This is a genomic window from Dyella sp. (assembly GCF_035503745.1).
Classification (GTDB): Bacteria; Pseudomonadota; Gammaproteobacteria; order Xanthomonadales; family Rhodanobacteraceae; genus Dyella_B.
Genome location: NZ_DATJTC010000011.1, coordinates 46,018 through 70,810, shown reverse-complemented (window position 1 = coordinate 70,810; position 24,793 = coordinate 46,018). Strand labels below are relative to the sequence as shown.

At 65.0% G+C, this 24,793-nt stretch carries 20 protein-coding genes; 10 read left to right on the top strand and 10 right to left on the bottom strand.

Features of this window, described 5'->3' with window-relative positions:
• Positions 1-248: 248 nt before the first annotated feature.
• A complete protein-coding gene (locus VME63_RS04210; RefSeq protein WP_325430572.1) occupies positions 249-2,537 on the bottom strand; it encodes an NADP-dependent malic enzyme in 2,289 nt (762 codons plus the stop codon).
• A gap of 283 nt (positions 2,538-2,820) precedes the next feature.
• On the opposite strand from VME63_RS04210, the gene VME63_RS04205 reads away from it, so the two are divergent.
• A complete protein-coding gene (locus VME63_RS04205) occupies positions 2,821-3,321 on the top strand; it encodes a DUF2165 domain-containing protein (RefSeq protein WP_325430570.1) in 501 nt (166 codons plus the stop codon).
• A gap of 25 nt (positions 3,322-3,346) precedes the next feature.
• Here VME63_RS04205 and VME63_RS04200 read toward each other — a convergent pair whose 3' ends face one another.
• Genes VME63_RS04200 through rsgA form a run of 3 tightly spaced genes read right to left on the bottom strand, consistent with a single transcriptional unit; the run spans position 3,347 to position 5,940 of the window.
• Positions 3,347-4,621: a flavohemoglobin expression-modulating QEGLA motif protein gene (locus VME63_RS04200; protein WP_325430568.1), complete on the bottom strand. Its 1,275-nt coding sequence runs from the start codon at positions 4,619-4,621 to the stop codon at positions 3,347-3,349.
• On the bottom strand, positions 4,618-4,863 hold the full coding sequence (locus VME63_RS04195; RefSeq protein WP_325430566.1) for a hypothetical protein: 246 nt from the start codon (positions 4,861-4,863) through the stop codon (positions 4,618-4,620). The genes VME63_RS04200 and VME63_RS04195 overlap by 4 nt, the downstream gene beginning before the upstream one ends.
• A gap of 21 nt (positions 4,864-4,884) precedes the next feature.
• A complete protein-coding gene (gene rsgA / locus VME63_RS04190) occupies positions 4,885-5,940 on the bottom strand; it encodes a ribosome small subunit-dependent GTPase A (protein WP_325430564.1) in 1,056 nt (351 codons plus the stop codon).
• 146 nt (positions 5,941-6,086) lie between these two features.
• On the opposite strand from rsgA, the gene VME63_RS04185 reads away from it, so the two are divergent.
• From VME63_RS04185 to grxD, 4 genes are all read left to right on the top strand, one after another.
• The gene (locus tag VME63_RS04185) at positions 6,087-7,334 is read left to right on the top strand and encodes an aminotransferase class I/II-fold pyridoxal phosphate-dependent enzyme (protein ID WP_325430562.1); all 1,248 of its coding nucleotides are present in this window, start codon (positions 6,087-6,089) and stop codon (positions 7,332-7,334) included.
• Between the two features lie 3 nt (positions 7,335-7,337).
• Entirely contained in the window at positions 7,338-7,937 is a 600-nt protein-coding gene (locus tag VME63_RS04180) for an SGNH/GDSL hydrolase family protein (RefSeq protein WP_325430560.1), read from the top strand.
• Between the two features lie 107 nt (positions 7,938-8,044).
• The gene (locus VME63_RS04175; RefSeq protein WP_325430558.1) at positions 8,045-8,902 is read left to right on the top strand and encodes a UDP-2,3-diacylglucosamine diphosphatase; all 858 of its coding nucleotides are present in this window, start codon (positions 8,045-8,047) and stop codon (positions 8,900-8,902) included.
• 319 nt (positions 8,903-9,221) lie between these two features.
• A complete protein-coding gene (grxD, locus tag VME63_RS04170; RefSeq protein ID WP_325430556.1) occupies positions 9,222-10,145 on the top strand; it encodes a Grx4 family monothiol glutaredoxin in 924 nt (307 codons plus the stop codon).
• Positions 10,146-10,270: 125 nt separating this feature from the next.
• Here the strand turns inward: grxD and VME63_RS04165 are convergent, their stop codons facing one another.
• Positions 10,271-10,945 carry a Fe2+-dependent dioxygenase gene (locus VME63_RS04165; RefSeq protein ID WP_325430554.1) on the bottom strand — a complete coding sequence of 225 codons (675 nt, stop codon included), beginning with the start codon at positions 10,943-10,945 and terminating at the stop codon, positions 10,271-10,273.
• Positions 10,946-11,097: 152 nt separating this feature from the next.
• Here VME63_RS04165 and VME63_RS04160 point away from each other — a divergent pair, with 152 nt between their 5' ends.
• Positions 11,098-12,660: a tetratricopeptide repeat-containing sulfotransferase family protein gene (locus VME63_RS04160; RefSeq protein ID WP_325430552.1), complete on the top strand. Its 1,563-nt coding sequence runs from the start codon at positions 11,098-11,100 to the stop codon at positions 12,658-12,660.
• Positions 12,661-12,750: 90 nt separating this feature from the next.
• Here the strand turns inward: VME63_RS04160 and VME63_RS04155 are convergent, their stop codons facing one another.
• Positions 12,751-15,903, bottom strand: coding sequence for a TonB-dependent receptor (locus tag VME63_RS04155; RefSeq protein WP_325430551.1), 3,153 nt, complete (start codon positions 15,901-15,903; stop codon positions 12,751-12,753).
• A gap of 511 nt (positions 15,904-16,414) precedes the next feature.
• Positions 16,415-17,203, bottom strand: coding sequence for an AMP nucleosidase (locus VME63_RS04150; protein WP_325430550.1), 789 nt, complete (start codon positions 17,201-17,203; stop codon positions 16,415-16,417).
• Between the two features lie 297 nt (positions 17,204-17,500).
• Here VME63_RS04150 and VME63_RS04145 point away from each other — a divergent pair, with 297 nt between their 5' ends.
• Positions 17,501-18,445, top strand: a complete 945-nt coding sequence (locus tag VME63_RS04145) for a DegV family protein (protein WP_325430548.1) — start codon at positions 17,501-17,503, stop codon at positions 18,443-18,445.
• 59 nt (positions 18,446-18,504) lie between these two features.
• Positions 18,505-19,131 carry a DUF4124 domain-containing protein gene (locus VME63_RS04140; RefSeq protein ID WP_325430546.1) on the top strand — a complete coding sequence of 209 codons (627 nt, stop codon included), beginning with the start codon at positions 18,505-18,507 and terminating at the stop codon, positions 19,129-19,131.
• 216 nt (positions 19,132-19,347) lie between these two features.
• Here the strand turns inward: VME63_RS04140 and VME63_RS04135 are convergent, their stop codons facing one another.
• Positions 19,348-20,130 carry an SDR family oxidoreductase gene (locus VME63_RS04135; RefSeq protein WP_325430544.1) on the bottom strand — a complete coding sequence of 261 codons (783 nt, stop codon included), beginning with the start codon at positions 20,128-20,130 and terminating at the stop codon, positions 19,348-19,350.
• A gap of 80 nt (positions 20,131-20,210) precedes the next feature.
• On the opposite strand from VME63_RS04135, the gene VME63_RS04130 reads away from it, so the two are divergent.
• Entirely contained in the window at positions 20,211-20,429 is a 219-nt protein-coding gene (locus VME63_RS04130; protein WP_325430542.1) for a hypothetical protein, read from the top strand.
• A gap of 83 nt (positions 20,430-20,512) precedes the next feature.
• Positions 20,513-21,343 carry an ABC transporter ATP-binding protein gene (locus tag VME63_RS04125; protein ID WP_325430540.1) on the top strand — a complete coding sequence of 277 codons (831 nt, stop codon included), beginning with the start codon at positions 20,513-20,515 and terminating at the stop codon, positions 21,341-21,343.
• A gap of 43 nt (positions 21,344-21,386) precedes the next feature.
• Here VME63_RS04125 and sppA read toward each other — a convergent pair whose 3' ends face one another.
• Entirely contained in the window at positions 21,387-23,267 is a 1,881-nt protein-coding gene (gene sppA, locus VME63_RS04120) for a signal peptide peptidase SppA (RefSeq protein WP_325430538.1), read from the bottom strand.
• A gap of 55 nt (positions 23,268-23,322) precedes the next feature.
• Positions 23,323-24,729 (bottom strand): MATE family efflux transporter, encoded by a 1,407-nt coding sequence (locus VME63_RS04115; protein ID WP_325430536.1) that lies wholly within the window; start codon positions 24,727-24,729, stop codon positions 23,323-23,325.
• Between the last annotated feature and the right edge of the window lie 64 nt (positions 24,730-24,793).

Genomic DNA, 24,793 nt, shown 5'->3' with positions numbered 1-24,793 from the left:
GGACCGCGAGGCGTTGGCGCCGCATGACGAGCTAAGCCTTCCGATTCTAGCCGCCCGTGACGATCCCGCCAAATGAATTGCAGTACATACGTATGCGCACGGGCGCAGTGTCCATGCGCTCGCGGAAAACGGCGCGGTTGGGGTACCCGCAGACCTCAGGCCAGGTGCTTGCCGGCGATGCCGGCGCGGAGCGTTTTTGCCGAGGCAGGCCGGCACCGATGGCCCGGCCTACCGCATTGCAGCATCAATCAGCTCCGCTCGCCCTGCGCGGCGCGGATCTGCGCATCGACCGCCGCGATCGCGGTCATGTTGATCACCCGGCGCACGGTGGAAGACGGCGTGAGGATGTGCGCGGGCTTGTCCACGCCCATCAGGATCGGCCCGATCGCCACGCCGTCGGTCATCACCCGCACCATGTTGTAGGTGATGTTGGCGGCATCGAGATTGGGCATCACAAACAGGTTGGCGCGGCCGCTCAGCGTGGTGTTGGGGAAGATGCGCTCGCGCAGCGATCCGTCCCACGCGGTATCGGCCTGCATTTCGCCGTCCACTTCAAGCTTGGGCGCACGCGCCTTGAGGATCTTGAACACCTCGCGCATCTTGGCCGCGCTGGCGTTCTCGTGGCTGCCGTAGTTGGAGTGCGACAGCAGCGCGACCTTCGGCTCCACGCCGAACAGCTTGAGGCGGTAGCTGGCCTGCAGCGTCGCCTCGGCGATCTGCTCGGCGGTGGGATCGCATTGCACGTGGGTATCGAGGAAGAACCAGGTGCCCTTGTCGTTGATCACACCGCTCATCGCCGAGGTGCACGACACGCCCGGGTCCAGCCCGAACACGCTGCGGATGTAGCCGAGCTTCTTGTGATAGCGGCCGACCAGGCCGCAGATCATCGCATCGGCCTCGCCGCGCTCGACCATGATCGCGGCGATCAGCGTGGGCCGCGAACGCAAAAGGTTCTTGGCCGCCGCGGGCGACACGCCGCGGCGCTCGGTGAGCGCGTGGTAGTGCTGCCAGTATTCGTTGAAGCGCGGGTCGTCGTTGATGTTGGTCAGTTCGAAATCCACGCCCGCGCGCATGCGCAGGCCCAGGCGCTCGATGCGCGTCTCGATCACGTCGGGACGTCCGATCAGGATCGGATAGGCGAGCTTCTCGTCGATCGCCGTCTGCACCGCGCGCAGCACGGTTTCCTCTTCGCCTTCGGCATACACCACGCGCTTGAGGTCGGCGCGCGCGCGCTCGTACACCGGCTTCATGATCAGGCCGGTGCGGTAGATGAACTGCGCGAGCGTTTCGACGTAGGCGTCCATGTTGGCGATGGGGCGCGTGGCGACGCCCGAATCCATCGCCGCCTTCGCCACCGCCGGCGCCAGCATCACCAGCAGGCGCACGTCGAACGGACGCGGGATCAGGTACTGGGCGCCGAAGGTCGGCGATTCGCCGCCATAGGCGCCGGCCAGGTCGCCCGCTTCCATCCGCGCCAGCGCGGCGATCGCGTGCACGCAGGCGAGCTTCATCGCCTCGTTGATGACTGTGGCGCCCACGTCCAGGGCGCCGCGGAAAATGTACGGGAAGCACAGCGCGTTGTTGACCTGGTTCGGATAGTCCGAACGGCCGGTGGCGATGATGCAGTCCGGGCGTACCTTCCTGGCGTCTTCGGGCAGGATTTCCGGCGTGGGGTTGGCCAGCGCCAGGATGATGGGCTTGTCCGCCATCGTCGCGACCATCTCCGGCTTCAGGATGCCGCCTGCGGAGAGCCCCAGGAAAATATCGGCGCCCTCCACGATCTCGGCCAGCGTGCGCGCCGTGGTGTCGCGCGCATAACGCTGCTTGTCCGGATCCATGTGGCCGCGGCCGGTATGCAGTACGCCTTCGCGGTCGAACGCGAGGATGTGCTCGGGCTTCACGCCCAGCGCCACCAGCATGTCCAGGCAGGCAATGCCCGCCGCGCCGGCGCCGGTGGTGGCCACTTTGACGTCTTCGATCTTCTTGCCGACCACTTCCAGCGCATTGATCACCGCCGCGCCGACGATGATCGCGGTGCCGTGCTGGTCGTCGTGGAACACCGGGATCTTCATCCGTTCGCGCAGCTTGCGCTCGACGATGAAGCATTCGGGGGCCTTGATGTCTTCCAGGTTGATGCCGCCGAAAGTGGGCTCCATCGAGGCGATGATGTCCACCAGCTTGTCGGGGTCGCGCTCGGCCAGCTCGATGTCGAACACATCGATGCCGGCGAACTTCTGGAACAGCACGCCCTTGCCCTCCATCACCGGCTTGCCGGCCAGCGGGCCGATATCGCCCAGGCCCAGCACGGCGGTGCCATTGGTGATCACCGCCACCAGGTTCGAGCGCGCGGTCATTTCGCTGGCGGCCTGGGGATCGGCCACGATCGCCTCGCAGGCATAGGCCACGCCCGGGGAATACGCCAGCGAGAGGTCGCGCTGGGTGATCAGCGGGGTGGTCGGCGAAACCTTGATTTTGCCGGGGCGCGGTTTGCGGTGGTACTCGAGTGCGGCTTTGCGGAAGTCGTCGGAATGAGCCATCGGAGGTGTCGAAACAATACGAAAAGAAGGGCTCCGGCTCGCCGGAGCAGGGACGGAGCATGGTATCACCGGCACGCAGCGGGTACCTCGATACGGCAGCCATAAGGAAATAGCAGGCCATTGCGACGGCTTACAGACGCCTTACGCCAGCCGTCGCTGTAGGGTTTTGCCGCGACATGCCGGCAACCGGGGTATGAGGTTGTGGCCAACCCGGGCGCGGCCGTGGGGTGTGTTATATGTCGGGAGCCTGCGCCGATACCGCGCCACCGCCCAGACTATCCCCATGACCGCCCGACTCGCCAAGATCCTGCTGCCCCTGATGCTGGCGTCATTCGCCTTCCTGGTGGCGTTCAACAATATTGTCGATTACCCCTCCAACCTCGTGTTCGTGCGGCACGTGATGTCGATGGACACCACGCTGCCGGACAATGCGCTGATCGGCCGCGCCTCCACCGACCCGGCGAGCTGGCGTGCCTGCTACTGGCTGATCATCGCCGCCGAAGGCGCCACCAGCCTGTTGCTGCTGGGCGGAAGCCACGCGCTGTGGCAGGCCCGGCGCAAGCACGCGGCCGCTTTCAACGCCGCAAAGCAGTTGGTCATCCTCGGCTGCCTACTGGGTTTCGCCGTTTGGTTCTTCGGCTTCATGGTAGTGGGCGGGGAATGGTTCGCGATGTGGCAGTCCAAGGCGTGGAACGGCCAGGACGCCGCTTTCAAGTTCTACATGGCGATCCTGGGTGTGCTGATCTTCGTCAGCCAGCCCGACGCCGAACTGGGCGTGTACTGATCCATGCCGGGCTCGCCTGTGCCGATCAGATGCCCGCCGACAGCGTCTGCGCCTCGACCTTGGACATGCGCACGCGGTTGATGAACAGCGAGAACGCGAGCTTGCCGGCCAGCCCGTGCACGTGCTGCATCCACGGCGGCAGCCAGCGCGGCGGCACGATCGCGCCAGTGCTGAAGTAGGGCTCCAGCGTCATCACGTCGTGCAGGGTCAGCTTGCCGGCGAACAGAAAGCGCAACAGATCCATGCGCCGCTCCTTCAGGGACCAGCGGAAAAACGTGTGCACATCGAGCAGGCCCGACAGGTATACGTTGTCCTTGGCGAACGCCGCGCCGCCGGTGAGCGGCACGCCGCGGAACACGCGCTGCGCGGAGTGGAAGCTGTCGGCCACGCTTTGCCCGCAGCGGTTGAAATAGCGGTAAACCTCAACGAAATCGGCGCCATTGAGCGCCATGTCGATCGCCAGGATGCGCAGGCTGATGCGCTTGAGCCGCGCAATGTCGATGGCGCCGGACATCAGCTCGGCGAACACGGCCAGGCCCTCCTGGGTGGCGGTGACGCGCGGCGAGGTGCGCGCCAGCGAGGCCAGCACCGGCTGCGCGCGGCCGTTGAGCGCCGTGAGCGAATGCACATAGGCCTCGTGATTGAGCAATTGATGCCGGTCGTATTCGCTAAAGCGCGTGCCGCCGCGCAGGCGGATGCGCGTGGCGCCGGCGGCGGCTTTGGCGGTGAGATCGTTGTCGACCTCCACCGCGATCAAGCCCGGGCCGAAAAAGTCATCCAATGCCTTGGCCAGGTCCGCACGCAAGGTCTCGGCGGGGATGTTGGCGCTGATGTTGTCGTCGTTGAGATCGGCGCCCAGTTCGTCGGACAGCTCCACGAAGTAGCGCGCGGCGTCCAGATTGCTGCGATCGCTGCCCGGAATGGCGTCGCCGGGGCGGCCGTAAAGCTGGATCGACGGCGCGGTGACGCCCTCGGTGCCCACCGATTCGAGCATCTCGGCGGCAATGCGCCAGGATTCGGCCGTGCGCCGCAGGTATTCGCCGAGCGGATCGCCGTCGCCCGCTTCGCTTTCGATCGCGACCAGCTCCTTGCGTGCGTCCGATAGATCAGGGCGCTTGTAGGTGACCTGGGGCAGCGCGTACTGACCGCGGCCGTATTCCTCGATCATGCGATCTTCGAGCGAGGCGGGCCAACTCACCGTGGCAAGGATGTTGATGCCGCGTACCGCCGCGAGCAGCCGCTTGTCCAGCGCCGCGTAGGGCTCAAGGCCCGGGGGAATGGATTCGGATGGCGTACTCATGGTGCCGGCATCCGCCAAGCATCGACACGCTCGATCAGCCCGGTCGCGACCGGATCGGGCATGAAACGGCTGACCCGGCGCGAGGGCGTCGCCGGCATGAAGCGGGCGGACCGGCCAAGGCGCGAGTCGTTGCGCAGGCGCAGCGCGGACCGGGCGAAGATGCCCGACCCAGGCAACCGAAAAATCCGTGGGTAGAAGCACGTGTAGCGGAAAGAGAGACGGCGCATATCGTTGTGGTACATGCCTCGCGACAACGCGTCGCTTCAAGATTCCCGATCGCGCGGGCCGCGCGGACCATGCAGCTTCGTGACGGGCCGGCCGCCGCGCTGACGCCGCAGGCGCGACTCCAGCATGGCCGCCTGTTCTTCGCGCTCGTCGCGCAGCTTGAGGTAGTTGCGCCAGCGTTCGGGCGACAGTTCGCCATCGTCCAGCGCAGCCTGCACCGCGCAACCGGGTTCGCTGCCGTGGCCGCAATCGGCAAAGCGGCATTTGTCGGCCAGTTCTTCGATATCGGCGAACAGATCCAGATGTTCTTCGCCGGTGAGCTTGAGCTCGCGCATGCCCGGGGTATCGATCAGACAGCCGCCGCTGGGCAAGGAAAGCAAGGCGCGGTAGGTCGTGGTGTGGCGGCCGCGGCTGTCGTGGCCGCGCACCTCGCCGGTCGCCATGTGGTCGCTGCCCAGCAGGGTGTTGGTGAGGGTGGACTTGCCCGCGCCGGAGGAGCCGACCAGCACGGCGCTGTCGCCGGCCTTCAGGTACCGCGCCAGCTGGGCGACGCTGGCCGGATCCTTGCCGTTGATCGCGTGGATGGGCGTGCCGGCCGGCAAACGGCCGCGCAGGTCTTCGATGCGCGCATCGCCCTCGTGCAGGTCCAGCTTGCTGAGGATGACCACCGGCTGCGCGCCCGAACCCTCGGTAAGCGACAGGTAGCGCTCGATGCGCGCCGGATTGAAATCGCCGTCCAGACCGGTAAGCACCAGCACGTAGTCGATGTTGGTGGCAATCACCTGGCGCTCGTAGCGCTCGCCGGCCGCCGCGCGCGAAAGCACGGTGCGGCGCGGCTGCACCGTGAGGATATGCGGCGGCTTGCCCGGTTCCACTTCCACGAAATCGCCCACGGCGGGGCGTTCGGCAGGGTCCAGGCCACGCTTGAGAAAGTATCCCGCCGGCTGGGCGCCGAAGATCTGGCGGCCATCGTGCAGTTCGTAGCCGGCGCGGTGCTGGGCGACCACCCGCGCGATGCGCCGCCCGTCCACAGGCAGCGCCTGGCCGCGCCAACCGATGTGGCGCAGCTGTTCGATGGTCTGGACCTCGCTCATGTGTCCGATTATGCCTGCCCGCGACCTGCCCGTCGTCTGCCCCGATTTTCGCCCTCCGCCGACTCCCATGGACCGTCCATACGCTGCTAGCATCGGTTTGAACCGGCGGCAGGCCGGGTTTTCGCCTGAAGATAAGGATTCCTCCGTTGGTCCCGATCAAACCCAGCGCGCATCTGGCCCAGGTGCGCTACGAAATCCGCGGCGCGCTGACGCGCCGTGCGCGCGAACTCGAAGCGGCCGGACAGCCGATCATCAAGCTCAACATCGGCAACCCCGCCCGCTACGGCTTCTGCGTACCCGACCATCTGCGCGAGGCGATTGCCGGGCATCTGCGCGAAAGCGAAGCCTATGGCCACGAGCAGGGCCTGGAAGAAGCGCGCGAAGCCATCGCCGCGCAGCAACGCGCACGCGGGGCGCGGCATGTGGAGGTGGAGCGCATCTTCATCGGCAACGGCGTCAGCGAACTGATCGACCTGAGCCTGCGCGCCCTGCTGCAGCCGGGCGACGAAGTGCTGCTGCCCAGCCCCGACTATCCGCTGTGGAGCGCCGCCACCATCCTCAACGGCGGCGTGCCGCGTTATTACCGCTGCCTGGCCGAACACCAGCACATGCCCGATCCGGATGAAATCGAGGCACTGATCACGCCGCGCACGCGTGCACTGGTGCTGATCAATCCGAACAATCCCACCGGCGCGGTGTATCCGCGCGCGCTGCTGGAGCAGCTGGTTGCCATCGCCGCGCGTCATCGCCTGCTACTGCTGTGCGATGAAATCTACGACGAAATCCTTTACGATGGCACCGCCTTCCAGCCCTTGGCGGAAATCGCCGGACAGACGCCATGCATCAGTTTCGGCGGCTTGAGCAAGGTGCACCGCGCCTGCGGTTACCGCGTGGGCTGGCTGAGCCTTTCGGGCGATCCGGCGCGCACCCACGATTACCGCGATGCGCTGCAGTTGCTGGCGGCGCTGCGCTTGTGCGCCAATGTCACCGCGCAATGGGCGGTGATTCCCGCGCTGCACGACACCCCGACCATCCATGCGCTCACCGCGCCGGGCGGCCGCCTGCACGAAGCGCGCAAAGCCGTGCTCGAAGGCGTGGCCACCAGCCAATTTCTGGATCTGGTGACCCCGGGCGGCGCGCTGTATGCGTTTCCGCGCGTGCGCACCGATCACATCGCCGACTTCAGCGACGACGCGTTCGCCCTGCGCCTGCTGGAAGAAGAATCGGTACTGGTGGTGCCCGGTTCGAGCTTCAACGTACCGACCAGCCGCCACATGCGCCTGACGCTGCTGCCGCAGCCGGCGCAGCTGAGTGAAGTGTTTGTGCGCATGGAGCGCGTGCTTGCGGGCATGGCCGCCGAGCAATCGCCGCGCGCCGCTGTCGCCATCGCCTGATCCATGCCGCTGCGCTATCTCGCCCTGGGCGATTCCTACACCATCGGCGAGGACGTTCCCGCCGATGCGCGCTGGCCGGTGCAGCTGGCGGCCGCGTTGCGCGAGCAGGGCGTGATGATCGACGATCCGCACGTCGTGGCCGTCACCGGCTGGACCACCGACGAGCTGTCGGCCGGCATGGATCAGGCCGGCCTCGCGCCGGCCTACGATCTTGCGACCCTGCTGATCGGCGTGAACAACCAGTATCGCGGCCGCTCGGCGCTCGATTACCGCGGCGAATTTCGCGGCCTGCTCGCGCGTGCGATAACCCTGGCTGGCGGCCGGCCCGGGCGGGTGGTGGCGGTTTCCATTCCCGACTGGGGCGTCACGCCCTTTGGCCAGGCCAGCGGCCGCGACCTGGCGCAGATCGCGCAGGAGCTGGATGCCTTCAACGCCATCGGCCGCGACGAAGCCGTGCGGGCCGGTGCGCATTTCGTGGATATCACTGGCCTTTCCCGTGCGCATCCGGAATGGGTCGCAGCCGATGGCCTGCACCCTAGCGCGGCCCAATACGCGCTGTGGACAGCGGCGATCGAACCGGCGGTACACGCCGCGTTGCGCTGAAAAAAGCGCAAAATCGCCCACGGCAACCTTCCTGCAACCTATTCGCCATCGCTCGGTGACGTTCGGGCACGACACTGTGATCCCGGCAACCAACCGGGACCGACGCCATGGCCATCCTTCGCTGCCGCAGCGTTTTCATTTCCGACGTCCACTTGGGCACGCCGGACTGCAAAGCCGCCTACCTGCTGGATTTCCTGCGCAATCTGCAATGCCAGAAGCTCTACCTGGTGGGCGACATCATCGATCTTGAAGCCCTCAGCCGCCGCCGCTGGTGGCATCCGGACCACGGTACCGTGATCGCCGAAGTGCTGGATATGGCGCGTCGCGGCGTGGAAGTGACCTACATTCCCGGCAACCATGACGCGGCGATCCGCGGCATGGTCGGGCAATCGATCTGCGGCGTGCGCATCGAACTGGACGCCATCCACGTGGGTGCGGACGGCCGCCGCTATCGCGTCAGCCACGGCGACGAATACGACCCCGAGCAGATCGGCCGCAGCTGGATGCTACATATCGGCGAGGCCATGCATCGTTTCATCTGCTGGAGCAACCGCCGCGTCAACGCCTGGCGCCGCCGCATGGCGCTGCCGTATCTGCCGCTGTCGATCATCGTCAAATCGCACATCGGCAAGGCGCTGGAATACATCCGCGCCTACGAAGAACGCGTCGCCGCCGATGCGCGCGAGCGCGGCGTGGACGGCCACATCTGCGGCCATATCCATTACGGCCAGGTGCGCACCATCGACGGCGTGGTCTATCTCAACGATGGCGATTGGGTCGAACACTGCACCGCGCTGGTGGAGGACGACGTGGGCGCCATGGAACTGATCCACTGGAGTGAGCAGCCCACCGCCCTGGGCCGGGCCAGCCGCGAGCTGGTACTGCCCTCGCCCACCGCGGCGCTCGCGCTTGCGCCGCTGGCGCGCCGCAAGCGGGATCTGCAAGACCTGCGCCCGGCCGCGTGACGCGCCTTACTCCCTCCCTTGCCTGCAGGGATAGGGTTGGGGGGCACGCGATCTTGCGAAAGTGTTTTTAAAAGAGCCTTACCCCCTCCCAACCTCCCCCTGCTTCGCAGGGGGAGGGGCAGAAGCTGCGCAGAACCATTCACTCCCTCCCCTGCTAGCAAGGGAGGGTCGGGAGGGGTCACACAATCTTGCGACAGCGCGTTTATAGAGCCTTACCCTTCCCAATCTCCCCCTGGCAAAACCACTCCAAGCCTTGAACCCGTCCCGGCCGCCTGCATATGCAAGGGGATACAATGCCCCTCTTTGCCGGAGCCCCTGCATGTCCCTCGACACCCCCACCCGCGAACGCATCGAAAGCCTGCTCAAAGACCACCGCGTGGTGCTGTTCATGAAGGGCACCCGGCAGCAGCCGATGTGCGGCTTCTCCGCGGCGGCCACCAACACGCTCAATGAGCTGCTGCCCAGCTACCACACGGTCAACGTGCTGGAAGATTCGGAAATCCGCGAAGGCATCAAGGCCTTCGGCAACTGGCCGACCATCCCGCAGCTGTACGTCGATGGCGAGCTGATCGGCGGCGCCGACATCATCCGCCAGATGTACGGCAGCGGCCAATTGCACGAGCTGTTCGGCGTGGCGCAGCCGGACCGCACGCCGCCGCAAATCACCATCACCGACAAGGCCGCCGAGGCGATCGGCCAAGGCATCGCGAATGCGGAAGGCTTGGCGCTGCATCTGGAAATCGGCCCGGACCACAGCGCCGGCTTCCAGCTGGCGCCCGGTAGCGAACACGACATCGTGGTCAACGCCAACGGCATCGAGGTGCACTTCGACCCGGCCAGCGCCCAGCGCGCCAAGGGCATCGTGATCGACTGGGTGTCGACCATGCAGGGCGAGGGCCTGAGCCTTAAGTTTCCCGGCGCGGTCGAACTGAAATCGATGAGCGTGCACCAATTGCAGCAGCGCCTGGCCAAGGGCGACATCACCCTGATCGACGTGCGTCCCGCGCAAGGCCGCATGATGGCCCCGCCGCTACCGCAGGCACGCGTGCTGGAAGAGGAAGGCTACGCCGCCCTGGCTGCGCTGCCCAAGGACACGGCGCTGGCTTTTATCTGCCACCACGGCATTTCCAGCCGCACCGCCGCCGAGCGCTTCATCGCGCATGGTTTCAGCCATGTCTACAGCGTCGATGGCGGCATGGACGCGTGGGCGGCACAGATCGACACCAGCGTGCCGCGTTACTGATACCGCACGCCACCGATCCACGGCGTGCCGATTCGGCCCAGGCCGAGCGCATGCCGCTGATCGGGAGATGCCGCTGATCGAACCGCCGCAGCGCCGCACCGCCCGCTGCGATGCCATGGCCTGCGTCAGGTTTCCGCCCACATGCGGACCAGGTTCGCGCGGGACCGGCTGATCAGGTCGAACGCCTGGCTCTTGCCTTCACGCTCGAAGGTCAGGCGCTTGGCGGTTTCCATATCCCACAACAGCTCCCGTTTGGCCGGATCGCGTATCTGGCTTTGCACCCAGATGATGGCCGCATCGCGCGCACCGCGCGTGACGGGTGTTACGTGGTGCAAGGTGTTGGCGGGATAGGCAATGGCGGCACCCGCTTCAAGCTTGAACGCGCTGTTGGCGCCATTCATGAGCATGGTCAACTCGCCGCCGTCGTAGCTTTGCGGGTCGGACAGAAAAATGGTGATGGCCACATCGCTGCGTACCGCATTGCTCATGACGCCCATGACCGGCGCATCCACGTGCGGGCCGTATTCCATGCCCTGGCCGTAGCGGTTGAACAATACCGGCGTCGCCATCGCGGGCAGCAAGGCGGCCTGCAACTCGCCGCTGCGCATGAAGGCTTCGCGCACGATACGCGCGATCTGCTCGTATTCAGGCGTGCCCGCCGTCACTTGCAGGTTGCGCTTGACCTCGCGCGCGGACCAGCCGGCCGTGCCGGCGCCATCGGCAAAAACAATGCTCTGCAGCCTGGAACGGATGGCGGCCAGCTCATCGGGACCGAGAACGGCGGGGACACAGTGAATCAAGGCAGTAACCCTTCATGAGGTTGCACGGCGCAGTCCATGGTAATCGCACGCCCCAGGAAGCGGAACAGCTGTCGCCGTGCGGGCATTCTTTTGCCTGGCGGGAACATGCAAGACTAGGCATCCGTCCTCAAGCCATCCGTATCAGGTAGCCCATGCCGCCTCCCGATCTCACCCCCGCAGCGCGCCAGTGGCTCAGCGAAGCCGGCAGGGCGTTGTCCCAGGGACGTCCGGATCTGGCCGAGCAGCCGTTGAAGCGGGTGCTGGCCCAGGCGCCCGGCTTTGCCAATGCGCAGTTTCTGTATGGCATCGCCTGCCAGATGCGCGGCGACAGTCGCACCGCTGTCCAGTACATGCGCAAGGCTGCGCAGCAGCGTCCTGACGATCCGAACATTCTCGCCAATCTAGGCGGCGCGCTTTACGATTCCGGCGAAACCGAGGAAGCCTTTGTCTACTTGCGTCGCGCCACTGAGCTGGCGCCCGCGCACGCATCAAACTGGTACAACCTCGGCAAGGCGCTGAAACTGCAATGGCAGTTGGACGAGGCCGCCGCTGCGTTGCAACGTGCGCTCGACCTGGACGAAAAACACATCAGCGCGCGCACCACGCTTGCGGACGTTTTCACCATACGCGGCGATATCCCCGCCGCGGTGGCGCACTATCGCAAGATACTGGCCCTGCAACCCGATCACGCCCTCGCCTGGCATGGCTTGGCCAACCTGAAAACCGAATCGCTCACCCCCGCCGATACGCAGCAGCTCCGGCAGGTGCTGCGCAACCCGCAGCTTGCGCCCGACTCGCGTGCCTTCCTTGGTTTCAGCTTGTACCGAGCGCTGGAAGACCAGCATGACTACGCCGGCGCCTTTGAGGCCTTGCGCGAGGCCAATGCCGTCAAGCGCAAGCAGGTCGTATGGGATGCGGCTGCCGAACATGCCCACGTGGCCGCCATCACCGAAGCGTTTGGCCGCCCGTTGCCGGCACCGCTCGATCCAACCCTTGGCCGCGAGGTGATTTTCATCGCCAGCCTTCCGCGCTCCGGATCAACGCTGGTCGAACACATTCTCGCGTCGCACCCGCTAGTGGAAGGCGCCAACGAGATCGACGACCTTGCACAGGTTTTGCAGGACGAATCGACACGGCGCGGCAAGGATTTTCCGCACTGGGCAAGCGAGGCCACGGCGGAAGATTGGGCACGGATGGGTAAAGACTATCTTGCGCGCACCCAGCGCTGGCGCGCCAAGCGTCCCTGTTTCACCGACAAGGGCTTGCAGAACTGGCAATGGATCGGCGCCATTGGCGCGATGTTGCCGGGCGCCAGGATCATCCATTGCCATCGCGATGCGGTGGAAACCTGTTTTGCCTGCTATCGCCAGTTATTCAGCGAAGGCGTCCACTTCAGCTACGACCTCGAAGATCTCGCCAGCTATTACAACGACTACCGCATCTTAAGTGACTATTGGCAAGAGCGTTATCCGGGCAAGGTGTTTGACCTTGCTTACGAGAAGCTGGTGCGGGAACCCGAAGCGCAGATTCGGCAGCTACTTGCCTTCTGCCAATTGCCCTTCGATGCGGCATGCCTTTCGCCGCATCAGACGCAACGCGATGTGCACAGCACGGCCAGTGCGGCGCAAGTGCGCCAGCCCATCCGCGGCGATACCGCACGCAGTCCGCGCTATCGGGATTTTCTGGCGCCATTGATCGAGCGCCTGCATCACTGAAACGAAGAAGGCCGCCGGTTATGCCGGCGGCCTTCTTCGTTGTTCCGATGACCGGCGCCATCCATGGCGCCAGGGCATCGTCTATAGGCATTACCAGTCGAACTTCACGCTGAAATCCATGTAGCGCGGCGTTTCGGTCGACTGCGCGGTGTGATAGACCGGGTTCCAATAGGTCGTACCACCGTTGCCGCCACCAGGACCGCCGTTGGTACCCACGGCGTATTCGGTGTAGTACAGCGTCGCTTCCTGCTCGTTGAGCAGGTTGTGGATTTCCCACTGCAGGGTGAGATGCTTCTTCGCCCATTCCGGCGTGTAGGTCAGCGCCAGGTTGATCTGGTGCGTCCACGGCGTATGGCCAGAGGTGCCCGGAGGAGACGGCATGCCGCCGTAGCCCACACCCGTGGTGGAGTTGCCAGACGGCGTACCACCGCAGAAGTGCTGATACGGGCCGGAGTACAGGTCCGGGATGATCTCGTCGCCATAACCGCTCAAGCACACGTTCGGCGCACCCGACTGGATGATGTACGTACCGCTGATCATCCATTCCGGCGTAATGGCGTAGGAGCCAAACGCCTTGAGGGTGTGGCGATGGCTATTGGCCTGCTCGCCGTTGGCATACGCCATGATATCGGGGAAGTCCCACTGCGCCGTGGTCGAACCGGAGAAGCCGCCATTGCGCTGGTTGGTGATCTGACCAATCGGCGTATCCGTCGGACCTTCGGTGGAGCCGTACGACTTGGAGAACACGTAGTCGACCTTGGCGTACCACTTGCCGTCCCAGGTGTGCTCCAAATAGTTTTCCAACGCGTAGTACTTACGCGACGGTACCGGCCATCCGCAGTTCGCCGAAGTTACACCCGAAAGATCGCACACAGCGCCCTGTCCGGTGTTCGGGTTCCATACGGCGTAGCCGTCGGGCTGCGGGATGTAGGCGGTCTTGCCCGGATTGACCAGGCCCGGAATGATGTTGCCTTCGTAGATGATGTCCGTGTCATCCACGAGATTGCCGGCCTTCTCCCAGGTCGCCTGCATGCCCCACACCAGGCCGGTATCCCAGAGCTGCTTCTGCAAGCCCAGCACGTATTCGTCCTGGTACTGCGGCTTGAGGTTGGTCGAGGCGTAGTCCTTGATGTTGCCGGGGACGCCGTTCTCACCGTCGGACGAGTAGTAGCCCGGAATGGTCACACCCGGAGCCAGGGCCACCGGAACTGCCGTCAGGCCAGTCGGCACGCCGTTGGCGGAAATGCCCGAGTAGGTGTAAACGACCGTACCGTTGATCGAGCCGAACGCAGAGTTACGAGCGGCCAGACCTGCCGGCAACGCCAGGTAGTAGCGGCCTGCGTTACCGAAGACCTTGAACGTGCTGTCGCCAAACACGTCCCAGCTGAAGCCCAGACGCGGCGCCCACTGCGGGCTGTTTTCCTTCACGTAGGCCACGCCGCCGGGGCCGGTGTTTTCGAACTGGTCGTTACGAATACCCAGGTCCAACAACAGGTTGGGCATCACCTGCCAGCGGTCTTCCACGTACTGCGCCTTTTCGCGAGACGCAATGGAGACGTTCTGCTGGACGAGGTTTTCCAGGACGTAGTTGCCTGCGACAGCGCCAGCGCCGCCGATGAAGGGCGCGGACGAAACGCTGGAGGGCGTGCCATAGAAGTACGTGTAGGCGCCGCCGCCCAGGATCTGGGTGCCGTCATCGTCATCGCGGTACTGCAGGTTGTCGATACCGAACTTCAGATCGTGATTGTCGGTGACCTTCCAATCAAGGTCGATGCGCAGGTTTTGGGTCTTGGTGGTGTGGCCCGGGTTGGCAATGGTCGTATCAACCAGGGTGGGAACGGTGACGCCCGCCGGCTGAGTGGTACCCGTACCGAAGGTCACCGGAGCCGCGTTGCCGCCGGCGAAGCTGCTGTAGTAATCGGCGCCCATCAGGCCGTACAGCACTTCCAACGTAAGGTTGTCGGTGATGTAGGAGGTGTACTTGAGGATACCGATGTTGTAGGTGTCCTTGCTCAGCACACCCGCAGCGTAGTAGTTGCCGACCGACTGGTTGGAGTAGTCGTAGTTGTAGAAGTTGCTGCTGGTTTCATTGAGCTGGGTCTTGACGCCCGTCAGTTCCAGCACGTTGCTGTCGTTGATGTTCCAGTCCAACTTGCCGTACAGCTTGGGGCTGTCCGTGGCGGTGGTCTGGTAGTAACCCTGCGGCGAGGTGATGCCGTAGGTCGGCAGGCCGCCATCGTTGCTGTCGTGCTGCCATTCGGCCGTCAAGAAGAAGAACAGCGTGTCCTTGATCAGCGGGCCGCTGATGTAGGCGTCATAGACGTTTTCCCAGTCGCTGTTCTGCTTGCGGCCGTTTTCGATCTGGCCGTAGCCGGGCGCGTAGTTGGAGGTACCCTGGCTGGAGGCCAGATAGGGAGCCGCGGCACCCGTGGTGTAGCCCGACACGCCCACCGGCGTCAGCGGGTTGCTGTACTTGATGTTGTCGTAGTCGCTTTCGGCCCAGGACGGACGCCAGGACACATACACGCCGGCATGCCACTGGTTACTGCCGCGCTGACCGATCTGGCTGATCACGCCGCCGGTCGAACGACCGTATTCGGGGCCGTAACCGCTGGTGATGGTCTGCTGCTCGGCGATCGCGAAGTACGGCAGCGTAACGCCGCCCGCGCCGCCGATCGGATCGGTGGTGTTGAAGCCGTTGAGGTAGTAGGCGTTTTCCACCACGCTGTTGCCGCCCATCGAAACCAGCGGCGCACCGGTCGGACCCGTACCGAGGCTGGAGCCGCCCGCGCTCACGCCGGGGGCCAGCAACGCGATGGATTCAGCGTTGTGGGCAATCGGCAGCGTCTTCAATTGCTGCGCGGTGATCACCTGCGTCTGGCGGGTCGAGGACACGTCGATCGCAGGCAGCGAGTTGGCCGTCACCGTAACGGTGGTGAGGTTCTGCGCGTTCTGTGCCGAGGCAGCGGCGGCGAACGTCACCGGCGTACCGCCCTGCACGGTTACCTGCACGTGCTCGTGCGTGGACACCACGGTGCCGTTTTGCAGCAGCGACACGGTGTAGTCGCCCGTGGGCAACTGGTTGGCGCTATAACGGCCGGCGCTGTCGACGGCGACAGTGCGGCTCAGGCCCGTCTGGTTGTTGACGATGCGAACCGTCTCACCAGTCGCTACCGGTGCGGTACCAAACACGGAACCGGTGGTGGCCTGTGCAAACACCTGTCCGGATAAGCCAAAACCCATGGCGACTGCCACGGCCAACGCGGTATGACGCACCGGCATCCGATTCGATGCAGGCACAAGCTTTTTAATACTCATGAAGTAAAACCCCCAGCGGCAAGAATTTCAAAAGAGGTAAAACCCCGTAGGCCCTGTCCCTTCCCGGTCCGGAAGCACAACCCAGCTCGAGTAGCCCAACGGATTTACCTTCCCCATCCCCTACCAAACTGCCTTGGCCGCCAAGCGAAGCTTAACCGGCGTTTAGCAATCTGTTCTGCCGAACATAAAGGTCTAAATAACAAAAAGTCAATGGCAAAAACCCACGTCAGACGGTAAGTCTTTGCGAAATCTGGGATTTAGATGAATTCCTTGCGCCGCCGCAGGCGGTATCTTGTGAATACGGGGTCTGAACCCCCTCACCGGGCAGCAGGAAATAACGATGGGCTTGTCCCCTGGCTGACGGCACAAGCCTCCCCTGGCCGCCGGCCCGCGTCCTGCCAAGGGGACACCCTAGCCGGCTTTCTTTACGTCCCGATTACTCCCCCGGCTCGTCCTCGAAGCGCAGGTGCTTGACGCTGCGCCCGTTGCGGCGCACCAACTTCAAGGCCTCGATGCCGATGCGGATATGTGCCTCCACGTACTGGGCGGTCACGCCGCGGTCGCTAAGCTCGGTCTTCACCCCTTCGGGGATCATCGGCTGGTCGGAGACCAGCAGCAGGGCGCCGCAGGGAATCTTGTTGGCGAACCCCGCCGCGAAGATCGTCGCCGTTTCCATGTCCACCGCCATGCAGCGGGTTCGGCGCAGGTATTCCTTAAAGGTGTCGTCGTGCTCCCACACGCGGCGATTGGTGGTGTAGACGGTGCCGGTCCAATAGTCGTGGCCCAGATCGCGGATCATGGTGGACACGCCCCGCTGCAGTTGGAAGGCCGGCAACGCGGGCACTTCCGGGGGCAGGTAATCGTTGCTGGTGCCTTCGCCGCGGATGGCCGCGATCGGCAGCACCAGATCGCCCAGCTGGTTTTTCTTTTTCACGCCGCCGCACTTGCCCAGGAACAGGGCGGCGCTTGGCTGGATGGCGCCGAGCAGATCCATGATCGTAGCCGCGTTCGGGCTGCCCATGCCGAAGTTGATCATGGTGATGCCATCGGCGGTGGCGTTGGGCATGGGACGATCGCGCCCCTGCACTTCCACGCCGTGCCATTGCGCGAACAGGTCCACGTAATGGCCAAAATTGGTGAGCAGGATCTGCTGGCCGAACTGCTCCAGCGAAAGACCGGTATAGCGCGGCAACCAGTTGGTGACGATCTCGTGTTTGGTTTTCATAGCGACTCTGTCTAAGGCACGGCAAACGCTTGCCGTGCAAGACCGGTGACGCCGCACCGGCGGAATATCGGTTGAAGTGCGATTATCTTAGTGCGCGCCGGACGCCTGGAACACGCGCCCAAAGGCCCGCCCGGCGCCCTCGCCAGGCCCAGGCCGCGCATGATGCCGTGGGGCCGGTCGATACCTTCGATCCGCATGCCTATCGCCGACGGCATTGAACCTTGGCGCAGTGCGGCAATCCCACAACATAGACGCGTGCTATGTTCCAGCCGCGACCGCACGTGAGGAACCGGCAACATGCGAATGGGCTTGGCTATCGACGCATCCTGCGATCTACCCCAGGATTTCCTGCAACAGCACAACATCGCGGTCATGCCCATCGCGGTGCGGGTCGACAACACCCTCTTCAAGGACAACCGCGATCCGGCGGAAGTCGGGCGTTTCCTCAACCTTAAGCTGGGCAGTCGCAGCCATTCGGCCGAAACCGAGCCGTGCTCGGTGGAGGACGTACAGAAACTGTTCCTGGAAAAGCTCGTCCTGGAAAACGACTGCGTGTTCTGCCTCACCATCACCGCCACGCGCAGCCCGATCTACGATCACGTGGTCAAGGCCAGCTTCGCGGTACTGAAGAACTACCGCCAGGTGCGCGAGCAAGCCGGCATTACCGGCCCTTTCCTGATGCGCGTGCTCGATACGCGCAGCCTGTTCGCGGGTTCCGCGCCATGCGTGGTCGAAGCCATACGCCTGATGCAGGCCAACGAACCGCCTGCGGCGATCCGCGAGCGGCTGGCCTATATCGCCGAAAACTCCTACGGCTACATGCTGCCGCGCGATCTCTACTATCTGCGCGCCCGCGCCAAGAAAAAGGGCGACCGCAGCGTGGGCCTGTTCAGCGCGGTGCTCGGCTCCACCCTGGACATCAAACCGCTGCTGCGCGGCTACCGCGGCGACACCAGCCCGGTCGGCAAGGTGCGCGGCTGGGAGCACGGCTGCGAGACGCTCTTCAGCTACGCCGCCGACCGCGTGCGCGCCGGCCTGCTGGTTCCGGTCATGTGCACCGCCTACGGCGGCGACCTGGCGGAACTGCCCGCGCTGCCCGGCTATGACAAACTGGCCCAGGCCTGCCAGGAATGCGGCGTGACACTGATGCAGGCGCCCATGAGCATCACCGGCATGGTCAACGTGGGCGAAGGCGCGGTGACCATCGGATTCGCGGCCCAAGAGCATACGGTCGAGTTCTAGGGCCTGTTTACCCTATTGGCGTAGCCCGCCGTGGCATCGGGCGGGATTAGAATCGCCGCGTGAGACGTTTCGCCGCCCTGCCGCTGGTCCTGCATGCGCTGCTGTTGGCGTGGGCAGTGGTACCTGCGCGCGCCATGGCGGACACCACCGCCTATAAATGCATCGCCGCCAACGGCGCGGTGACCTATCAAGGCACGCCGTGCGCGCATGGCCAGCGGCAGCAGGTCCTGCAGCTTTCCGATGATGCGCCCGCCGCGCCATCGTCATCGCCACCGATCGACAAGGTGTCATCCGTCGCCACCGTACCGCCGCCGGCACCGCCCAGGCCGCCATCGGCGCCGCTGCCGCAGCTCTATCGCTGCACCCGCGCCACCGACGGCAAACCGTACATCAGCAGCAATGGCCACCCGCCGCCTTATTACGCGCCGCTGGCGATGACCGGCATCGTGCCCACGCCCATCGGCCAGAACTACGGTGGCCGCGTATCGCCCAATGCCGCGATGATCGCCAGCCACTACACCCAGGTGCAGGACCAGTGCCAGGCCATGACACCGCAGGACACCTGCAGCACGCTGCGCGACGAATACGACGAAAACGAAAAGAAACTCCAGCGCGCCTTCAAGAGCGACCAGCCGCCACTGCTCAAGCGCGAGAGCGAACTACTCGCGCAATTGCAGCAGTGCTGAACGAGGATGACGGCCTTTATATGAGGCGAGCCTGGCGAGCAAGCACCGGCTGAACGCGTGGCTGCCCGACCGCATCGGCGAGATCACGTTGTATCCCTTTCGATGTGCACGAGCCTGGCGGCACGACACGGCATGTATAAATTGCTCGCCATGCGCGCTGCATTTGCAGTGCCATCCCACCGGGCTCCTAACGACGCCGTGGAAAAATGCGCGCGATCAAAAGCCGTAATTGAGAAAACCACCATCTACCGCTAGCACCTGCCCGGTGATGTAGCTTGCCGCCGGCAGGCACAGAAAGGCGATGGCCGCGGCCACTTCTTCCGGCTCGCCGATGCGCCGCAGCGGCGTGCGGTCGAGCACCTCGTCCAGGTAATCGGCATCGGCCAGCGCCGGCTCCGAGCGTTGCGTGCGGATGTACCAGGGCGCCACCGCGTTGACGCGGATGCCATCGACGGCCCATTCCGCGGCCAGGTTGCGCGTGAGCTGATGCAACGCGGCCTTCGCCATGCCGTAAGGCGAACCGGTGCGCACGTGCGTGATGCCGGAGACCGAACCCACGTTGACGATCGCCGCGTTGGCGTGCTGGATCAGATGCGGATGCGCCAGGCGGCACATCTCATACGCGGAAAACAGGTTCTGCTCGAAGATCGCGCGATATTCCGCATCGCCGTAGTCGAGCGTCGCGCGCGGCTGGTTGCCGCCGGCATTGTTGACCAGGATCGACAACGGCACACCGAGATCGGCAACCCAGTCGTACACCGACATGCGCTCCTCCGCTTCGCTGACATCGGCGGCGAAGGCCAGCACGTCGATGCCGGGGTAGTCGTCGGTAAGTTCGACCCGAACCTGTTCGAGATAATCGTCGTCGCGTGCCACCAGCAGCAGATCGGCACCCAAGCTCGCCAACTCGCGCGCGGCGGCATAGCCGATGCCCTTGCTGGCGCCGGTGATCAAAACGGTATGGCCCTGCAATTGCCAGGCGTCGATGCGGCTGTTCATGCGCCGAGCTTACATGATCGACTTGTGCGGCGCGCGATGGCGCGGGACACTTTGTCTCTCGTCGAACCGAAGCCGCCGCCATGAAAATCATCGCCGTGCTGTCTTGTGTACTGGTTCTCGCCGCCTGCACCGGCAAGCCCCCAGCACCGCAATCGGACCCCAAGGCCGCTGCCGCGCAATCGGTCGCCACACCGTGGGACGCGATGAAGCAGGACGAACAGCGCGCCAAGGATGTGCAGAAGATCGTTGACAAGCAAGCCGCCGACCAGGCCAAGCAGGCCGAGCAGCAGTCGCAGTAAAACTGTATGGATACGATCTAGCCGTTTGGACGTCTGTGCGTCCGTGGCTTGCCACCACGATCCTTTGCGGGCAAGGTCGGGGCATGAGTCCCGATAGCACACACCCCGATACGCACGCCGCCGTGCCGCTGCTGGAAATCGACCAGGCGAGCGTGATGCGCGGCGATAGCCTGATCCTGGACCGCCTGAGCCTGCGCCTGGGCGAAGGCCAGCACACCGCGATACTGGGCCCGAACGGCTCGGGCAAATCCACGCTGATCCGCCTCATCGCGCGCCAGCTTTATCCGCTGGCGCGTCTTGATGGCTTACCAGTGATCCGCGTGTTCGGCCGCGACCGCTGGAGCGTGAGCGAGCTGCGCAGCCTGATCGGCATCGTCTCGCCCGCACTGCAGGTCGATTACACCAGCGATGCGCCGCTGGAAGTGTTCGATGCGGTGGTGTCGGGATTCTTCTCCGCGCGCGGACTCGGCCTGGATCACCACCTCACGCCCGCGATGCGCGAACGCGCGCTCGAGGCCCTGGCCCAGATGGAAGCCTCGGCGCTGGTCGGCCGCCAGATGGCCAGCCTTTCCACCGGCGAAGCGCGGCGCGTGCTGATTGCGCGCGCACTGGTGCATGGCCCGCGCGCGCTACTGTTGGACGAACCCTGCGCCGGGCTCGATCCCGCGAGCCGTCGCCGCTTCCTGGAAAGCCTGCGCCGGCTGGCGCGCAGCGGCACCACGCTGCTGCTGGTCACCCATCACGTGGAGGAAATACTGCCCGAAATCGACCACGTGCTGTTGCTGCGCGAGGGCAGGATCGTGCAGGAAGGCGACAAGCAAAGCGTGCTGATCGATGGCGCGCTGAGCGCCACCTTCGCCATGCCCGTGCACGTGACGCGGCATGGCGACTATTACGGCGCCGTGGTGGACTGAAGCAGACGCCAACGGCGCGGCGCCGGGCGCCACGCCGCGGCGATCATTGCGGCGTGCAGAAGCAATACGAATACACGTTCGGCCGGCCCGCCTGCGCGCCGCGCAGCATTTGCAGCTCCGGCGCCAGCGCCGGCAGCTGCGCCACCCAGCCGGGCAATCGGATGCCGTAGCCCTGCAGCGCGGACACCATCGCGGTCTGGTTGAAGTTCACCAGGAAACGCTCGAACGTACTCATCGGCTGTTCCTGATAGCGCACTGCATAGTTTTTGCCGAGCCCGGCCAGATCCGCCGCTTCGCTGATGGCGGCGTTGAGACCGCCAAGCTGGTCGACCAGCCCGCGCTCCTTGGCCTGCTCGCCGGTCCACACGCGTCCCTGCGCAATGGCGTCGATCGCGGCGTAGTCCTTGCCGCGCGCCTGCGCCACGCCGCCGACGAAATCGCGATAGCCCTTGTTGATGATCGCCTGGATCACCGAACCCATCTTGGGATCGAGCGGCCGGCTGACGTCGAAGGCGCCCGCCAGCGGGCCGGTGCCGACACCGTCGCTGCTGATGCCGATTTTGGCCAGCGCCCGGGGCACGGTGTAGTACATGCCGAAAATGCCGATCGAGCCGGTGATGGTGTTGGGCTCGGCGTAGATCTTGTCCGCGTTCATGGAGATCCAGTAGCCGCCGCTGGCCGCCACGTCGCCCATCGATACCACCACTGGAATGCCGGCGTCGCGTGTCTGCTCCACTTCGCGGCGGATCTGCTCGGCGGCATACACTTCGCCGCCCGGGGAATTGACCCGCAGCACCAGCGCTTTGGTGCGTTTGTCTTCGCGCGCCGCGCGAATCAGCGCGGCGGTGGACTCGCCGCCGATGCTGCCGGCCGGCTGCTCGCCGCCGCTGATCTCGCCTTCGGCCACGACCACGGTGACACCCGCACCGGTGGGCCGGTCGAGCCTGGCCACCCTGGCGTAATGGTCCAGATCCACGCTGCGCAAGCCGTGCCCATCCTTGCCGGCCGGCACGCCTTGCGTGCGCAGCATCTTGATCAGCTCCTCGCGCGTGGCCACGCCGTCGATCAGGTGTTCATCCTGCGCCAGCTTGGCCAGGTTGCCCTGCGCGGCCGCAATGCGGTCGGGCAGGTCGTCGATGTCGGCGCGCAGCGCGGCCGGATCGAGCTTGCGCAGCTTGGCCACGTCCTGGATGTATTTATCCCAGATGCCGCCCATCCAAAAGCTGTCCGCTTCCTTGGATTCGGGCGAAGCGTGGTCGAGGATGAAGGGCTCGGCCGCGCTCTTGAACTGGCCGACACGGAACAAGTAGACGTCTACGCCCAGCTTGTCGAGCAGGCTCTTGTAGAACAGGCGATAGTTGGACAGGCCGGTGATCAGCACGCCGCCTTGCGGATCGAGCAGGATGCGATCGGCATGGGCGGCCAGGTAGTACTGGTACTGGTCCATGCTCGGCGCCCACGCCACCACCGGTTTGCCGGCAGCGCGGAAACGATCCAGCGCCGCACCCACTTCGCTGATCGCGGCGAACCCGCCGGCCTGCAGCTCGCCCGGATCGAGCAGGATACGGGTGATGCGGTCATCCTTCGCCGCCGCGTCGATGGCACCGACCAGGTCGCGCAACTGCACTTCCTTGGGCTCGTTGCCTGATAGCTTGGACAGCGTGCGTTGCAGCGGATTGATGCTGTATTGCTCCACCAGCCGCCCCTGCGGCTTCAACACCAGCACGCTGCCGTCCAGGACGTCGTTGACGTGCTTGGCCCCGCCGATACCCAGCAGCAGCAACAGGAAGATCGCCAGGAAAAAGAAAAACACCAGATTGATGATGATCAGCCGGACGACGTTGATACCCCACCCGAATACCCGCATGAAGGCCCAGAAGCCATGGGGCTGTGTGGTCTGGCGCAGAGGGGGCGGTGTCGGCATGGTGGCTCACGGTTCCTGTGGGTGATCGCCAGCGTAACCGTTCACGCGGCGCCGGTCATGAGGGCATCGTGACATCGGTCGAGGCCGGCGCAACAGGGCCAAACGTCCCGAGATCGTGTCGGCGGGAGCTGCGCCAGAAGCGCACGAACAGCAGCACCGCGGCCATGCTCAACCCCGCGATAAGGCCCATCCAGATCCCGCGCGCGCCGAGCCCGTCGTGAAAGGCCAGCCACCAGCCGACGGGCATGCCGACCAGCCAGTAGGCGAACAGCGTGATCGCCATCGGCACGCGCGTGTCTTTCAGCCCGCGCAGCGCGCCGTTGGAGGCTACCTGGATGCCGTCGGAAAACTGGAAAAACCCGGCCAGCGTCAACAGTTGCACCGCCAGCGCGATCACCGTCTTGTCGTGGGTGTACAGCGAGGCGATCGCGTGCGGTGCGCCCAGCATGAAACCGGCCGACACCAGCTGCGTCAGCAGCGTCAGGCCGATGCCGCAGAAACCTGCGTAACGCACACCCTCGGCATCGCCGCGTCCCACCGCATTGCCCACGCGCACGGTGATGGCCATCGCCAACCCTAGCGGGATCATGAAAAACAGCGACGCCACGTTCAGCGCCACCTGGTGGCTTGCGATCATGTCTTCGCCCATGGTGCCGATCAGCAGCGCCGCGGCGACGAACAGGCCCGCTTCGGCCAACAAGGTGATCGCCATCGGCAGGCCGATATGCACCAGCGCGCGAATGCGCCGCCAGTCGGGCCGCTCCAAATGGGTGAACAGGCCCAGGCCATGGTAGCCGCGGTGGCACATGACGTAGACGGCAAAGGCCAGCATCTCCAGCCACAGCACGGTAGCCGTGGCGATGCCGCAGCCACGCGCGCCTTGCGGCGGCACGCCCAGCTTGCCGAACATGAAAATGTAGCCCAGCGGTATCAGCACCAGCAGGCCCCCGAAACTAAAGCACATCGACGGCAGGGTCTTGGACAGGCCCTCGGACAATCCGCGCAGCGCGAAGTAGCAGGTCAGCGCCGGCGCGCCCCAGCTGATCGCGCGCAGGAACGCGCCCACGTCCGTATAAAGGCTGGGCGATACGCCGATCAGCTTGATCAGCGGTTCGGCATGGCGCACGGCGAACCAAAGCAGCACGCCCATGCCCAGCGCCAGCCAGATCGCCTGGTGGAACACCTGGCCCACTTCGTGCCGGCGCCCGGCGCCGTCGAGCTGGGACACCGAGGGCGGCACCGACATCATCATGCCGATGCCGCTGACGATCGCCAGCGACCACACGCTCGCGCCCACCGCCACCGCACCCAGCACGTGGGCGCCGACATGGCCGGCGAGCACGGCGTCGATCACATTGCTGCCGATGGCGGCAAGCTGGGCCAGCATCAGGGGCAGGGCCAGGAGCACGGTATCGAGGATCTCCCTCGCTATCCGGGCACGGTCGGGACGGAACGGGTTCATGGAAAGCGCACTCTATGGCCCGCCATAGTAACCGACCTGTAGGCCGGACCCACCCTGCTATGCC